The organism is Lysobacter sp. N42 (assembly GCF_004344885.1).
In genome coordinates this window covers 965,395-980,389 of the sequence record NZ_SKFB01000001.1, presented here as the reverse complement: position 1 = coordinate 980,389, position 14,995 = coordinate 965,395, and the positions used below count along the sequence as shown (strand labels likewise).

The window sequence follows — 14,995 nt, the reverse complement described above, 5'->3', positions numbered from 1 at the left end:
CGGCGTAACGAATTTGTTATTCCGTGGCTTTTTTGCATAACAAGCGTGCAAATGACCCTTCTTTAAGCTTTGGCTATAATAACCACAATTACCTTAGTTAAGTTGTATGAGGATAAGCCATGCTTTGGTTCTTCTTGATAAGCGCGTGTTTCGCTGTGATGTTTTACGTTAAAGCTTACCAGTATGCTATGGGCCCAAGACGGTGGAGTTTAATCGGTTTATGTTTAGGGCCACTAGCATGGCCGCTGTTTCGCACGCATCAACAATTTAGATTATTGAAAGCGCTGGGTAGGGAAGGGGTTTTATTTAACGCTTAGTGCAGTTTTTTCTTCGGCGAACACTTCAAAGTCGGCGCCTTGCATAGGCTTAGCAAAATAGAAGCCTTGCACTGTTTCACATCTCAAGGTGCTGAGTACCATGAGTTGCTCCGCATACTCTACACCTTCTGCAACTACGCTCAAGTCGAGGTTGTGAGCCATAGAAATAATCGACGCCACCATATTACGCTCTCGCGCACTTGTGTGAATGTCGTCGATAAAGGCTTTATCGATCTTCAAGCAGTGAATAGGGAACCGTTTCAGGTACGCTAGTGACGAATAGCCTGTGCCGAAGTCGTCGAGTGCCAAATGAATGCCACAGTTGGCTAACTCGGTCATGATTTGAATAGCTTTTTCGGGATTGGTCATAACCATCCCTTCAGTGATTTCTAGTTCTAGCGCTTCTGCAGGTAACCCTGTTTTATCTAAAATAGCGAGAATGCTGTGTACTAGGTTAGGTTGGTTAAACTGTCTCGCAGAAAGGTTTACCGCAACGCGGCCATGAAACAGTCCACGCTGTAGCCACTCTTTTGCATCTAAACAGGCTTTTTCTAAAACCCGCTCACCAAGTTCTAAAATAAGTCCTGTTTCTTCAGCTAATGGAATAAATTCCGCAGGGCTCATTTCACCATGATTCGGCACAAATATGCGTGCTAGCGCTTCTAAACCTTCTATTTTGCCCGTCGCAATATTCAGCTTCGGTTGGTAGTGCACACGTAGGTGGTCATCTTTCAGACACTGGCGAAGCTGGTTTTCAATTTGTAGGCGATTTACCGCAGCTTCGTTCATAGACTCACTGAAGAATTGATAAGTGTTTCCGCCCCTATACTTGGCGTGGTACATCGCGGTGTCTGCGTTTTGCAATAACTCTAAGGATGAGTCGCCGTCATCTGGATAAACTACTACGCCTAGAGAGCCATTCACCACGAGCTCGTGCTCTTCAACTAAGAAAGGTTCGTGCAAGGCTGAAACCAGCTCCTCTGCAATATTAGCCACACTGCTGAGGTCGGATATTTGTTCTAAAACAATCGCGAACTCGTCACCACCCAAACGGTAAAGTGAGTCTTGGCGAGAAATTAACTCATTAATGCGCTCTGCAACCTGACAAAGTAGAACGTCACCGATATCGTGGCTAAGCGAGTCGTTAATCTTTTTGAAGTTATCGAGATCAAAGATTAAAAGTGCGTGTGGAATGCGTTTTCGAACAAGGGTGGAGTGACTCACCTGGAAGTAGGAGCGGTTAGGTAATCCGGTTAAGGTATCGGTGTTGGCTAAACGCCTCAGTTCGGTTTCGGTAACCTTCCGTTGTGTAATGTCTGCAAAGCTTGCCACATAGTGCGTAATAACACCGTCATCACGTTTGATGGCGTCAATACTAATATCGATGGTGTATCGCTCGCCAGACGCTCTTAAGTCGTCCACTTCACCACGCCAGCTTCCGCTTAAGGAAAGCTGTTCTTTTACATGAGCAGTAAATTGATCGGAATACAGCGCCAACCTGAAAGGGCGACCTGTGGTTTGTTCTCGCGAAATTCCAGTGATTCTAACGAAGGCGTCGTTTACTTCTACCGCTTTGAAGTCTCGGTCGTAAATACACACACCGTCTGAGATATTGGTGAAAGAGGCTGCGAATAAACGTACTCGCTCTTGCGCCATAAATAGCTCATGAACGTCTTTGATGGTACCTGTCATTCGAATCGCGGTGCCATCTGCGTCTCTTTCTACAACTTTGCCTCGGTCAAGAAGCCAGCGCCATTCATCATCTTTGTCTTTAACGCGGTAAGTTACCTCGTAATGATCGACATGATTACTTAGGTGCTGAATTAATGCGTCTCGAACTCTGCTTTGGTCGTCTTCATGAATAATGGCTGAGGCGTTTTTGTTACGAATGCCGTCTTGAGGAAAGTCTTTAATGGTATTCCAATCATTTTGACAATAGAGCTCACCGCTTGATATTTCCCAGTCCCAAAGCTGATCGCCACTTCCCCATAAACTGAGCTTTAAGCGCTCCTCACTGGCTTTTATGTGCCGAATGGTTTCTCGTCGTGCACGGAAAATCTCAAAGCCCAAACCAAGTAAGACAATAATAAAGAAGCTGAAAATTGCAATAGACCAACCTGAACGCCACCATGGCGCGAGGTTTTGAGGGAGCTGTGTAGCAGACACAGGTAAACTTGCCGTTGCTAAGAGGAGCAAAGAACAGCTTGTGAGCCACATTGGGAATTGAGTTGTTATGCGTCTACTAATTTTATTTATTATTGTGAAGCGCACGCTCACCTCGAATTAGACTATCCATTACGGATAGCATCATTTATGAACCTAAAATTAACGGATTATTCAGGTTCTGTCAAAGCTATCGTACATAAAGATATAGCGGCTAGCCCTTGTGTGAGGCGATGTTGCACAAATTCTAGGAAGTCTGACCGTTGTGCGTTCCTGACTTCTTGGGCAAGGGTATTTGCCAACTCGAAATCGGCTTGGTTTTTGGTTATTGACTGCCAAAGTCGTTGAGCTCGAATGCGTAAACTTGGATCTTTATTTTCTAAGTGCCCTGCAATAGCTTGCGTGGCTCGGCGCCATTCCTCGTTGTTTATGTGCTGAACCTGCTCTGCAAACTCTTGTAAAAACTCAACAATTTTCCCTTCTAAAACGTCAGGGGAATATTGTGGAGATTGCACATAAAACAAAATTCCGGGTAAGCCATGCATAGGGATATAACTGTTTCCGACTAAGTAACCTAACTGCTGACGAGTTCGCAATTCGTTAAAAAATAAAGGCCCCACAAGATGATTAAGCAGCAGAAAATTAGCTTTTTCTGCAAGTGCTGTATGTTCACCTTGAATAAAAAACGCTGCAACGTGGTCTGGGTGGCTACTTGGAAAACTTACGCGCTCGACGCCTTCAGAAATACGTCGAACGTATCGGCTCAAAGTAGTTGAAGGTGTTGTGGTTATAGGTAACACCGACGATGCGTAACGCGCCATGCTGCGAGCTTCATCTTCTGGCCAGTCGCCATGAACAAGCAAAGTCGCTTGAGCGTCTCTGAATAAGCCGGGTAATAAATTGGTGTAATGGTCAAAGTCGAGGTCGGAGACACTCTCGGCTAACTGTTTGGATGTGTGTGCCCCTTGCTGAACATGATGATGGAGTAGGGCAACCATGTGGTTAATCGGGTTGGTTTGGTGAACCGCAGCCCAATTGCTGGATAACGAGTGCTTAATGTTCTCGAACGTAGCTTCGTCGGCGCGCACCTCACTTAATGCTTTAACTACTTCTTTAAATACCTTGGGCTGTTGGCACGAGAAACCTGTGAGGTGAAGGGTAATTCCCCCGTGTTGGGGGAACAAGTTAATATGAACCCCCGCTATTTCAGCGTCGTAGAAGCGTTCATTTAATGTTTCTAGCCCTAACTCGCACCAAATACGGCTACAGGCGTAATTGCGTGCACTAGCGTTGGCAAACGGAAGCTTCAACATCAAATAGATGTGTCCTTTCGGAGCTCTGAAATCCCGGTCTTGTAAATGCCAATAGTCAAATGCCTCATTTAGTACCACTTGCTGTGGGTATCTTTCAGCTTGCCCTTCTAAAGGGAGTGGTTTGTCTCTTTGCGGAATGAACGCATTGCGGCTAGGAAGTTTAAATGTAACTTGCTCTGGCTCTCGAATGTAAAATTTTGCCTCTGAATCTGTAATGTTACGTACTGAGAATTCGGTACCGTACCAACGGCTATGTTGGTCAGTTTCTACCTCTGGATGAACGACAGTAATGCGCGCGTTCTCGGGTATAAATCGAGCCAAAATGTCTTGCGCAAACAGAGTATTCAGTTCGTCCATGCGGTAGTCACCTGAAACCACATGTTCAGGTGCGTAATGAAGCATATTTACAGAGAGTTGTGAGGCTAAATCAACGGCTTGAATAGGCTCAGGAAAGCGATACGCCAAACCTACAATAGAAGCACGGTCTTTGTATAGAGCTGCGTTGATCCCCTCAGCTGTGACTAGCCGAATGTAGGAAAAACACCATTGGATAATGTCCTGTATATGCGACTGACCATCTTCCGTAAGCTGAATGTTGATCGTGAAGTCTTTAAAGTTACTACCGCTTGCGCCACCACCGGCAGAAAGGTTAAGAATCCAGCCTTTGTGGCGTAACTGCGCACATAATGAAGACTCTCCTTCGTGACCTAATAAATGCGCAATGAAACTCGTTGTTTTATATAGGTAGTCGCTATTAATTTCTTCCAAGCCAAACGTTATAAACAAACGATTCGCATTTTTTAGCGGTTTAACGTAAATCCATTGGCTGGTGTTGTCGCTCAAGTATAACGGTTCACTGATTTCGGGCGGTGCAACCCCTTGGCTTGGTAGCTCAGAAAAAAGCAGTTCAACGTCACCTTGCATGGTTTCAATAGACTCGCTACTCACCAAAGTTAACGCCATATTGCTAGCATGATAATAATCTTGGTGAAACTGGCGCAGTTGATTTTGAATGGTGAGCCCAGGTTTGTCTTGTAGTGTTTCTGCGTTGCCTACAGAAAACTTTGAGAAAGGGTGCGACGGGTTACTGGTTTGTTTGTGCACATCATATAATCGGCGTAGTTCGTCTTTTAACTTAAGCCTAAATTCAGACTCAATAGCTTGGCGTTCACGTTCTATCCAGTCCTCATGCAACTGTGGGGCAATAAGAATTCGCGCGAATCTTTTTAATGCTTCGTGGAAATGCTCATTAGGAACTTCAAAATAAAAGTTACTGTGCTCAGTGCCTGTCCACGCGTTATGGTGGCCGCCGGAGTAACTCATGAAGTCTGAATATGCATCTGCCTCTGGGTAAGCATCACTTCCTAAAAACAGCATATGTTCAAGAAAGTGGGCTAAGCCAGGAGTGTCTGGCGGGTCTTGAAAGTGTCCTGCTTTAACCGTGACGGAAGCTGCTGATTGAGGGGTGTCTGGCTGATGTACCAAGAGAACGGGAAGACCATTCGGTAAGGTTACCCATTTGTAGTCCCGTTCATCAGAAGGACTCTTCTCAATCACAAATTCTTGGCTTTGCGCCTCAGAATTGTTGGTAGTGACCATGAGAAGAGCCTCGCTAAGCAGAAAAGTATATAGTCGCCGGTGTTAATACTGCTTAAATTAGGCGTCTAACGGTACGTTAAAATCTTCGGGTGTCTCGAAATCTCCTGAAATACTTACTACACGCCCATTTTCAAAGTGGACAAATAATTCACGAGTAACGATGTCACCACGACCTGGCTTTAAACGGTATATATAATGCCAAGTATCGTTTCGGAATGCGTCTTCTGCAACTGGAGAGCCTAAAACATAGGTAACTTGCTCGTGCGTCATTCCTACTCTTAAATTATCTACGTCACGTTGCTCTAAATAGTTCCCTTGCGGAATGTCTATTTTATAAACTAACGGGTCAAACACAGAGCAACCCGCCAAAAACATAACAAATACTGCAATTCCCAAAAACTTCATAAGGTATCCATTGGTGTAATCATCAAAAGTACAATGTTCATCATAACGTAAAAAGACTGTGGCTCGCTATATGAGAACCACAGCCTTTGGTTAATCTAATGCAAAAAAGTTCCCTAACCGGCAAGTAATTCCTGCGCATTCGCAATGCTGTTTGCCGTAATATTGTCGCCACCGAGCAAGCGCGCTAACGCTTTTACTCTTTGGTCGTCATTCAATGGCGTCATCTGCGTTGTTGTTTTACCATTTTGGTTCACCTTTTCCACTTCTAATTGCTGGTGCGCGCGCGCCGCAACCTGAGGGAGGTGAGTAACGCAAATAACTTGATTGGCCTGACCTAGCTTACGCAACAATTTTCCTACGGTTGCCGCGGTTGGCCCACTTACGCCAACGTCTACTTCGTCGAATATCAATGTAGGTAACCCGTCGTGCTGCGCTGTGAGTACCTGTATGGCTAAGCTTATGCGAGATAATTCACCTCCAGAAGCTACTTTTTGCAGAGGCTGTAATGTTTGACCTGCATTCATGGCAACATCAAAACTTACGCTATCAAATCCTTTCGCAGAGCTTTGCTGCAGCGAGCTTTCAATGCGAACTAAAAACTGACCTTCCTTCATATTTAAGTCTCGCATAGTGCTTTGCACCTGCGACGACAGCTTTTTGCCAGTAGTTTTGCGAGCTGACGACAGCTTTTCAGCATGAGCTTTAAACTCAGCTTCCGCTGCTTCAATATCTTTGTCTATCGTTTCAAGTCGTTCAGAACTATTGGCTAAACCCGCTAGTTCACCTTGCAAAGCATGGTAGTGGTTCACTAACTCTTCTGGCGCAACTTGATGCTTGCGAGCCAACTGCATAGCGTTGGTTAGCCGAGACTCTACTTCTGCGAAAGCTTGTGGATCGCTTTCTAAATGATCTTGGTAATGCCTTAATTCTCGAACAGCCTCTTCTATTTGCACGCTGGATTGTTCGAGTAACTCAACGATCGGGGCTAGTTTGTCGTCTAGCTCTACACTTTCTTGGAGTCTTTGAATAACTTGCTCTACCAGACCATAAGCGTTGTTATGCTCACCGTCGTAAAGTGAATTTAAGCCATAAAGCGCGTGCTCTTGTAGCTGAGTGGTATTCGCTAAACGATTATGATCTTGTTCTAGCTGTTCGAATTCACCTTCTTGAATATCAAACTCTTCGAGTTCACGAACTTGATACTCCAGTAACTGACGCTGGGCGAGTGTAGCTTCGCTCTCTGTACTGAGCTGTTTCTTTTCTTTCAGTAAAGATTGCCAAGCTTTCCATGACTCTTTTACTTTCGCTAATAAACTTGAATGATCTCCATACTGATCGAGAAGTGTAAGTTGTTGCTCAGACTTCATCAGTAAATGGTGATCGTGTTGCCCATGTAAGCTTACGAGTAGACTTCCTAATTCTTTCAGTAAGGCAACGGGTACAGGTGCTGCATTCACATAAGCTTTAGAGCGGCCTTCCGCGCTTATTGTACGGCGTATAACACACTCTTCGTCGGCTTCAAGCTCACGGCTCTCTAGCCATTTCTGTACGTCGGGAAGGGTTTCTGTATGGAAACTCGCGCTTATCTCTGCTTTTTTTGATGCGTCGCGCACCATAGACGCTTCCGCGCGTGCGCCTAGGCAAAGGCTTAGCGCGTCTAAGGCGATGGATTTACCGGCACCGGTTTCACCTGTAATAGCACTCATGCCTGATTTAAAGTCGATACTCATGTCATCGACGATAGCGAAATTGCGAATACAGAGTTGCGTTAACATAAAGAAGTCTCCATAGAAAATGCCGCACTGTTTATATGTACAGTATAAATATACAGTGTTTGTACAGTATGGCAAGTCAGTTAAGAGAAAATCTTTAAAAGAGGCGGCTACCCCAAGCCAACTTGTTTCTTAGAACATTGAAATAGTTGTAATTTCTTGGGTGTATTAAACGCAAATGTTGAGCTTGACGCTGAATGTTTATCGTTGAACCAGGTTTCACAGCTAGGGTGTTATGACCGTCGCAGCTTAAATGAAGGGGTTCGTTGTCGGGGGCAACCCGAAGCGATATTTTGCTTTCTGCAGGAACAACTAAAGGTCGACTGCTTAAGGTGTGAGGAAACATAGGGATGATGTTTATCGCTTCCAAACCGGGGTGCAGTATGCTGCCACCAGCCGACAATGAGTATGCAGTAGAGCCGGTAGGCGTAGCAATAATAAGACCGTCTGAGCGTTGCGAAAACACAAACTGGTCGTCAACAAACACTTCAAATTCGATCATATGAGCAACTTTATCGGAGTGCAGTACGACTTCGTTCATGGCATTGCCATATTCGCATGCTCCACTTTCTTTGTTAACTTGAGCGTCTAACAAGAAGCGCATTTCCGTTGTGTATTCACCCGCGAGCACTTCACTTAAATACTTCGTGGCGTCCTCAGGGCTTAAATCGGTAAGAAAACCTAACTTTCCTCGGTTTACACCAATAACGCCGACATCATGCAAACTCAATTCTCTTGCGGCGCCAAGCATATTGCCGTCACCACCCACCACAACAGCTAAGTCAGCGCGCTTGCCTAACTCTGAAGTGGACACACTCTCAATAGACGCTACTGAACATTGTTGGTGTGCTCTGTCTTCTGCGAGGATGGTGTAACCCGCGTCTGACAATGATTGGCAGAGCGACTCAAATGTTGCTCGAGCTTTGTCGGTCGACGGAATACCCAACAGTCCAATGGTTTTGAACGTTGAATTTTGCGCTGGCGTAGTAATCAAATCCTGACTCATCGGGTATTCCTGCAAATCGCCTTTCAATGTTGAACGAAAAGGTTTAATGGGGTAACGCTAAAAAGAATCTAAAAAAAATTCAATAAAAACCCTTACGAATTGTATTGAAATATTTTTAGCTAGCCCCATATAGGCTTCATTAGATTGACCAATAATGGAGTTTAACACATGACAGACGCTGCTAAGCCCGGTTCTCAACAAGAACAACCGCAAGAAGAAGCTCAAGTTGAGCAAACCGAAGCGCAAGTTGAAGAATCAACTTCTGACGCGCAAGAAAGCCAAGCACCGGAAGGTGAAAACGATTTAGCAACTCGTCTTGCTGAAGTGGAAGCGGCTTTAGCGGCTGCTCAAGAACAAGCTTCAACGGAAAAAGACAAAGCGTTGCGCGTTGCTGCCGAAGCTGAAAATGTGAAACGTCGTTCAGCGCAGGAAGTAGAAAAAGCTAAAAACTTCGCGCTAGAAAAATTTGCAGGTGAATTGCTTTCGGTTATCGACAATCTTGAGCGTGCAATGCAAGCCATCGATAACGAAGACGATGCAATGAAAAGTGTCTATGAAGGCATTGAAATGACCTACAAAGGCTTTATCCAAACTATCGAGAAGTTTGGTATGCAACCGGTTAATCCTGAAGGTGAAGCGTTTGACCCACAATTACATCAAGCAATGGGTATGCAGGAAAGCGAAGACGTCGCGCCAAATACAGTGCTTGCTGTTATGCAAAAAGGTTACACCCTAAATGGCCGACTTTTACGTCCGGCAATGGTGATGGTGTCTAGAGCGCCGACCGAAGGTGTAGATACTCAGGCTTAATTGCAAAGAAATTTGAGTTATTTCATTGAAATTTAACAGGGTGACCCCACATAAAGGTTAACCCGGAAAGAATTGGTAGTTTGGGAGATTATTATGAGCAAAGTGATTGGTATTGACTTAGGTACTACAAACTCTTGTGTTGCCATCATGGATGGTGACAAAGCACGCGTTCTTGAAAACGCAGAAGGCGATCGTACAACGCCTTCAATTGTAGCTTTTACAGAAGACGGTGAAACGCTAGTAGGTTCTCCTGCAAAGCGTCAAGCGGTTACTAACCCAGCGAACACATTGTTTGCAATTAAGCGTCTTATCGGTCGTCGTTTTGAAGACGAAGAAGTTCAGCGCGACATCGGCATTATGCCATACAAAATTGTTAAAGCTGACAACGGCGACGCTTGGGTAGAGTCGAAAGGTGAGAAGAAAGCTCCACCTCAAATTTCTGCTGAAGTTTTGAAGAAAATGAAGAAAACAGCAGAAGACTATCTCGGTGAGAAAGTTACTGAAGCTGTAATTACAGTACCTGCGTACTTCAACGACGCACAACGTCAAGCAACCAAAGACGCTGGCCGCATCGCAGGTTTAGAAGTTAAGCGTATTATCAACGAGCCAACAGCGGCTGCTCTTGCCTACGGTATGGACAAGAAAGCTGGTGACCGTACAGTAGCGGTTTACGACTTAGGTGGTGGTACGTTCGATATCTCAATTATCGAGATTGACGAAGTAGAAGGCGAGCACACGTTTGAAGTACTAGCAACTAATGGTGACACGCACCTAGGTGGTGAAGACTTCGATAACCGTGTAATCAACTACTTGGTAGAACAGTTCCAGAAAGACCAAGGTATCGACTTACGTAAAGATCCTTTGGCAATGCAGCGCTTAAAAGAAGCGGGTGAGAAAGCGAAAATTGAACTTTCTTCTGCGCAGCAAACAGAAGTGAACTTGCCATACATCACAGCAGACGGTTCTGGTCCTAAGCACTTGGCTATCAAACTAACGCGCTCAAAACTTGAGAGCTTAGTAGAAGACATGATCAAGAAGACACTTGAGCCAGTAAAAACAGCATTATCTGACGCAGGCTTGAAAGTAGGCGACATCCAAGACGTTATCTTGGTGGGTGGTCAAACACGTATGCCTAAAGTTCAAGAATTGGTTACAGACTTCTTCGGTAAAGAACCACGTAAAGACGTGAACCCAGACGAAGCTGTTGCAATTGGTGCTGCGGTTCAAGCGGGTGTACTACAAGGTGACGTGAAAGACGTACTACTTCTAGACGTGTGCCCACTGTCACTTGGTATCGAAACTATGGGTGGCGTAATGACTACGCTTATCGAGAAAAATACGACGATTCCAACGAAGAAGTCGCAAACATTCTCGACTGCGGAAGACAACCAGTCTGCGGTAACGATTCATGTACTTCAGGGTGAGCGTAAACGTTCAAGTGACAATAAGTCATTGGGACAATTCAACCTAGAAGGTATTCGTGCAGCAATGCGCGGTCAGCCGCAAATCGAAGTTACTTTCGACATCGACGCGGACGGTATCTTGAATGTGTCTGCGAAAGATAAAGACACAGGTAAAGAACAGAAAATTACCATTAAAGCTTCTTCAGGCCTAAGTGATGATGAAGTAGAAAGCATGGTTCGTGACGCAGAATTGAATGCAGAAGAAGACCGCAAGTTTGAAGAAACTGTTCAGGCTCGCAACCAAGCTGATGCATTGATTCACGCTACACGCAAGCAAATGGAAGAAGCAGGTGATGCACTTCCTGAAGAAGACAAAACTGCAATCGAAAGCGCAATTAGCGAGCTAGAGGAAGCAGTGAAAGAGGGTGAGAAAGAAGCGATTGAGCAGAAGTCTCAAGCCTTAATGGAAGCGTCTGCAAAACTTATGGAAATTGCTCAGCAAAACGCACAGCAGCAAGCTGGTGCAGGTGAAGAGCAAGGCCCTGCAGAGAACGCCGCGGATGACGTAGTCGACGCAGAGTTCGAAGAAGTTCAAGACGACGACAAGAAATAATTGTCGATTCTGTTAGAACGTTCTTGCACGGGTGTTGCCGCTAGGTAACGCCCGTGTGTTTGTTTAGAACCGAATAAAAGAAGACGTAAAGTATGGCTAAAAGCGATTATTACGAAATTCTAGGCGTAGACAAAGGCGCTAACGAACGCGACATCAAAAAAGCGTACAAGCGCTTGGCGATGAAGTATCACCCTGACCGTACGAAAGGGGACAAAGACTTAGAAGCTAAATTTAAAGAAGTAAAGGAAGCTTACGAAGTCTTGAACGACCCACAAAAACGCCAAGCTTATGACCAATATGGTCACGCTGCATTTGAACAAGCACAAGGCGGAGCCGGTGGCTTTGGTGGCGGCGGTGCGGACTTTGCCGACATCTTCGGTGACGTGTTCGGTGATATTTTTGGCGGCGGTCGCGGAAGACAGCGTAGCCGAGCTCAGCGTGGTTCAGACCTTCGCTATAACTTAGAACTTTCATTGGAAGAAGCTGTTGCTGGTAAAACAGCGGAGCTGAAAATTCCAACGTTAGCGGCATGTGACGACTGTGGTGGTTCTGGCGCAGAGAAAGGCTCGAAGTCGGAAACCTGCGACTACTGTCATGGCCAAGGTCAAATTCAAATGCGCCAAGGATTCTTTGCTGTGCAGCAAACATGTCCGAAGTGTAGTGGTAGCGGTAAGGTTATTAAGAACCCTTGCAAAACCTGTCATGGCGAAGGCCGGGTAGAGAAAACTAAAACGCTTAGCGTGAAAATTCCAGCTGGCGTAGACACGGGCGACAGAATTCGTTTAGCAGGTGAGGGTGAAGCCGGTGAGCATGGCGCTCCTGCAGGTGATCTTTATGTGCAAGTGCATGTACGTGAACATCCTATTTTCCGCCGTGATGGCAATAACTTGTACTGCGACGTACCGATAAGCTTTACCCAAGCTGCCTTGGGCGGTGAAGTGCAAGTGCCAACGCTAGATGGCCGTGTGAAGTTGAAAATTCCAACTGAAACACAAACAGGGCGTATGTTCCGTTTGCGTGGTAAAGGTGTGAAATCTGTGCGCAGTGGCGCAGTAGGCGACCTGGTTTGTAAGGCTGTTTTAGAAACGCCTGTGAACTTGTCGGCTAAGCAGAAAGAGCTTTTGCAAGAGTTTGAAGAGTCAATGGGCAAAGGCGAAGAAGCGGCTCGCTATCGTCCAAAAGAACGTGGTTTCTTTGACGGTGTGAAGAAGTTCTTCGACGACTTGACTGGCAACTAAACTCTTTACGTGATGGAAGGGGGTCAGAGCACTTAGTGCTCTGACCCCCTTTTTTATTGAGTAGGGGGACTGGCTTCAACCTGTCCCCATATGGTTAAAGTAACTGGTGCTAGGTATTTGGTTACGTATCAGCTTATCTTCCATGTGGTCACGGATATACCTCTCACAGGGACGCCGTAAACCCTTCCCTGGGGGCTTCTCTTCGACATCCATGTCTCAGAGACCCTGTGAGAGGTATATCCGCACCTATTGTCATGGAAGATAAGCTGCATCAAACAATAGCTACCGAAATGTATATGTCACGGCATGAGAAAAGCACATCGAGTGCTTCCCTCATGCTAAAAGCCAAGCCTCTGGTTCGAAATCTGCCTTTTTATCAACAGTCTTCGCCCGCAAACATTCCATTCAAGTACGGTAATGGTTAAAAGACTCTGCTAGGTATTATGCTTGGGTTGTAGGACAGGAGGCTGGCTTCAGCCTGTCCCCATATGGTTTTTATTTACACCAGCGGTGCTTCTTGCGTGTCGAGCGGTATTTTGGAAATCCTAAAATCGTTTATAGTGTGTCTATTGATTAAACGGAGGAAACATTATGGATGTCGCTGAAATTTTAAAATGGGCTGTTATTGGTGGTGTTGCTGTAATGGTGTTTCTTACTATTGTGGGGCCTGAAACCAAGCTGTCTAAATGGATTCGTGACGAGAGTAAATCGGATGACTTAAACGCACGAGTAGAAGCGTTGGAAGCACGCGTTGCTGAGTTAGAAAAGCGAAATTAATCGCTTTTCTCATCAGGCTTTTCTTCTAACTTTTCGTCTTCGTCAGGCAGTGCTTCTACCACTAATGAAAGCTTTTCAACGTCGTGATCTGCGTGGTAGGTGCTCATGTCAGGCAGAGACTTAGATACCTTCACCGAGAGTTGATTAAAGCGGTCAACCTTACCGTATAGACCTTGTTGGCCGGCAACAGCGGTTACTGTGTCATTGTAGTGATTACTTACGGTATTGAGTGTTCTACCGAGCTTTTGTAAGCGCTCTGCCACCAAGCAAACCTGGTTAAAAATCTCACCGGCTTTTTCGCTTATTTCGCGCGCTTCGCTGGTGCTTTTGTCCATCATCCATAAGTTAGACACGGTGCGTAGAATTGGAATAAGCGTGGTATGGGAGACCAATACGATATTCTTGCGGTAACCGTATTCAAAAAGCTCTTTGTTTTGCTTCAATGCTTCAATGTAAGCCGGTTCAATAGGCATAAACATCAGTACAAAGCTTGGGCTGCGCATGCCAATAACATTGGTATAGTCTTTGGACGCTAAATCGTCGATGTGGCGCTTTACTGCTTTTACGTGCTCTACCATTGCTGCGTTGTATTCTTCGGGTGATTCGGCACTTACTGCTTTCTCGTAAGCCACCATGGTGACCTTTGAGTCGATAATAATTTGTTTGTTGTCGGGTAGTTTAATTAGGTAGTCGGTTTGCTTATGCTTGCCTTCTGCGTCTCTGAATGAGCTTTGCTTCTCATAATGGATGTCTGCTTGTAAGCCGCCCATTTCTAGTGTGCGCTCTAACTGTGCCTCACCCCATGCGCCTCGTTGCTGCGAGTCACCTTTTAAAGCGGATGTAAGATTGTTGGCTTCCTCACTCATTTTTAAGCCGATATCGAGCACTTTTTTCAGCTCCGATGTCAGGTTGGAGTTACCCCGCACTGACGATTCGTGCACTTCGTTAATTCGTTTTTGAAAGCCTTCGATTTGCTCTCTGAAAGGCTTTAGGAGCACATCAATACTTTCTTTGCTGGTGCTCGTGAACGTTTTTCCCTTTTCTTCAAATATCTTGTTAGCGATGTTTTCGAAGTCTTTGGTTAACACCGCTCGTGCCTCTTTAAGCTCTTTAAGTTGCGCCTGGTAGTACTCTTCTTGCTTCTCTTGTGCTTCTTGTTGGCGTGTATGCGTAACATTCAAACTGTGATATTCAGTTCGCAGTTGCTCTAACTTTGCTTCTAACTCTTCTGCTCTTAACTTTTGCTCACTCAGTTGTTGCTGCTTGCCCTCTAGCTGAGTTTTGAGCGTAGTTTCTTGGCGTTCTGTGTTGGTGAGGCTTTCGCGCAGGGTTTGTTGCTCTTGCTGTACTGCAGAGTATTGCGCTTTTTGCGTATCTAATTGCTGCTGAGTATGTGCAAGTTCCGACTCTACGGTAGCAATAGAGCGTTGGCTTTGGGCGCGGGAAAATAAGAAGCCAATAACGGCTCCGATAACTGCACTAGCGCCAATAGAAATAAGAACAACAGGTGTCCACATACTCAGTTCCTTGTCGATATGGGTGAAAGCTTGTTGATGATAACAGAACTTATCACAACACA

Annotated in this window: 10 protein-coding genes; 4 read left to right on the top strand and 6 right to left on the bottom strand. The window is 45.4% G+C overall.

Annotated features, from left to right (window positions below; genetic code table 11):
- Positions 1–302: 302 nt before the first annotated feature.
- The 5 genes from EYQ95_RS04820 to nadK form a co-directional block, all read right to left on the bottom strand.
- Positions 303–2,483 carry a bifunctional diguanylate cyclase/phosphodiesterase gene (locus tag EYQ95_RS04820; RefSeq protein WP_207801065.1) on the bottom strand — a complete coding sequence of 727 codons (2,181 nt, stop codon included), beginning with the start codon at positions 2,481–2,483 and terminating at the stop codon, positions 303–305.
- 167 nt (positions 2,484–2,650) lie between these two features.
- Positions 2,651–5,392: an insulinase family protein gene (locus tag EYQ95_RS04815; protein ID WP_111913842.1), complete on the bottom strand. Its 2,742-nt coding sequence runs from the start codon at positions 5,390–5,392 to the stop codon at positions 2,651–2,653.
- Between the two features lie 57 nt (positions 5,393–5,449).
- Positions 5,450–5,797, bottom strand: coding sequence for an outer membrane protein assembly factor BamE (gene bamE, locus EYQ95_RS04810; RefSeq protein ID WP_111913843.1), 348 nt, complete (start codon positions 5,795–5,797; stop codon positions 5,450–5,452).
- 113 nt (positions 5,798–5,910) lie between these two features.
- The gene (gene recN / locus EYQ95_RS04805) at positions 5,911–7,572 is read right to left on the bottom strand and encodes a DNA repair protein RecN (protein ID WP_111913844.1); all 1,662 of its coding nucleotides are present in this window, start codon (positions 7,570–7,572) and stop codon (positions 5,911–5,913) included.
- A 94-nt stretch (positions 7,573–7,666) separates the two neighbouring features.
- The gene (gene nadK / locus EYQ95_RS04800; RefSeq protein ID WP_111913845.1) at positions 7,667–8,575 is read right to left on the bottom strand and encodes an NAD(+) kinase; all 909 of its coding nucleotides are present in this window, start codon (positions 8,573–8,575) and stop codon (positions 7,667–7,669) included.
- Between the two features lie 168 nt (positions 8,576–8,743).
- Between nadK and grpE the strand changes: the two genes are divergently transcribed.
- The 4 genes from grpE (at position 8,744) to EYQ95_RS04780 (ending at position 13,416) form a co-directional block, all read left to right on the top strand.
- Positions 8,744–9,385: a nucleotide exchange factor GrpE gene (gene grpE / locus EYQ95_RS04795; protein WP_111913846.1), complete on the top strand. Its 642-nt coding sequence runs from the start codon at positions 8,744–8,746 to the stop codon at positions 9,383–9,385.
- A 93-nt stretch (positions 9,386–9,478) separates the two neighbouring features.
- Positions 9,479–11,401 carry a molecular chaperone DnaK gene (dnaK, locus tag EYQ95_RS04790; protein ID WP_111913847.1) on the top strand — a complete coding sequence of 641 codons (1,923 nt, stop codon included), beginning with the start codon at positions 9,479–9,481 and terminating at the stop codon, positions 11,399–11,401.
- 92 nt (positions 11,402–11,493) lie between these two features.
- The gene (dnaJ, locus tag EYQ95_RS04785; protein ID WP_111913848.1) at positions 11,494–12,639 is read left to right on the top strand and encodes a molecular chaperone DnaJ; all 1,146 of its coding nucleotides are present in this window, start codon (positions 11,494–11,496) and stop codon (positions 12,637–12,639) included.
- Positions 12,640–13,230: 591 nt separating this feature from the next.
- Entirely contained in the window at positions 13,231–13,416 is a 186-nt protein-coding gene (locus tag EYQ95_RS04780; protein ID WP_111913849.1) for a hypothetical protein, read from the top strand.
- Here the strand turns inward: EYQ95_RS04780 and rmuC are convergent.
- On the bottom strand, positions 13,413–14,933 hold the full coding sequence (gene rmuC, locus EYQ95_RS04775; protein ID WP_111913850.1) for a DNA recombination protein RmuC: 1,521 nt from the start codon (positions 14,931–14,933) through the stop codon (positions 13,413–13,415). The genes EYQ95_RS04780 and rmuC overlap by 4 nt on opposite strands.
- Between the last annotated feature and the right edge of the window lie 62 nt (positions 14,934–14,995).

Excerpts from the sequence above, each read along its gene's own strand:
- dnaJ (WP_111913848.1), top strand. The coding sequence starts at position 11,494 with ATGGCTAAAAGCGATTATTACGAAATTCTAGGCGTAGACAAAGGCGCT.
- recN (WP_111913844.1), bottom strand. The coding sequence starts at position 7,572 with ATGTTAACGCAACTCTGTATTCGCAATTTCGCTATCGTCGATGACATG.
- nadK (WP_111913845.1), bottom strand. The coding sequence starts at position 8,575 with ATGAGTCAGGATTTGATTACTACGCCAGCGCAAAATTCAACGTTCAAA.
- rmuC (WP_111913850.1), bottom strand. The coding sequence starts at position 14,933 with ATGTGGACACCTGTTGTTCTTATTTCTATTGGCGCTAGTGCAGTTATC.
- dnaK (WP_111913847.1), top strand. The coding sequence starts at position 9,479 with ATGAGCAAAGTGATTGGTATTGACTTAGGTACTACAAACTCTTGTGTT.
- EYQ95_RS04780 (WP_111913849.1), top strand. The coding sequence starts at position 13,231 with ATGGATGTCGCTGAAATTTTAAAATGGGCTGTTATTGGTGGTGTTGCT.
- EYQ95_RS04815 (WP_111913842.1), bottom strand. The coding sequence starts at position 5,392 with ATGGTCACTACCAACAATTCTGAGGCGCAAAGCCAAGAATTTGTGATT.
- grpE (WP_111913846.1), top strand. The coding sequence starts at position 8,744 with ATGACAGACGCTGCTAAGCCCGGTTCTCAACAAGAACAACCGCAAGAA.
- bamE (WP_111913843.1), bottom strand. The coding sequence starts at position 5,797 with ATGAAGTTTTTGGGAATTGCAGTATTTGTTATGTTTTTGGCGGGTTGC.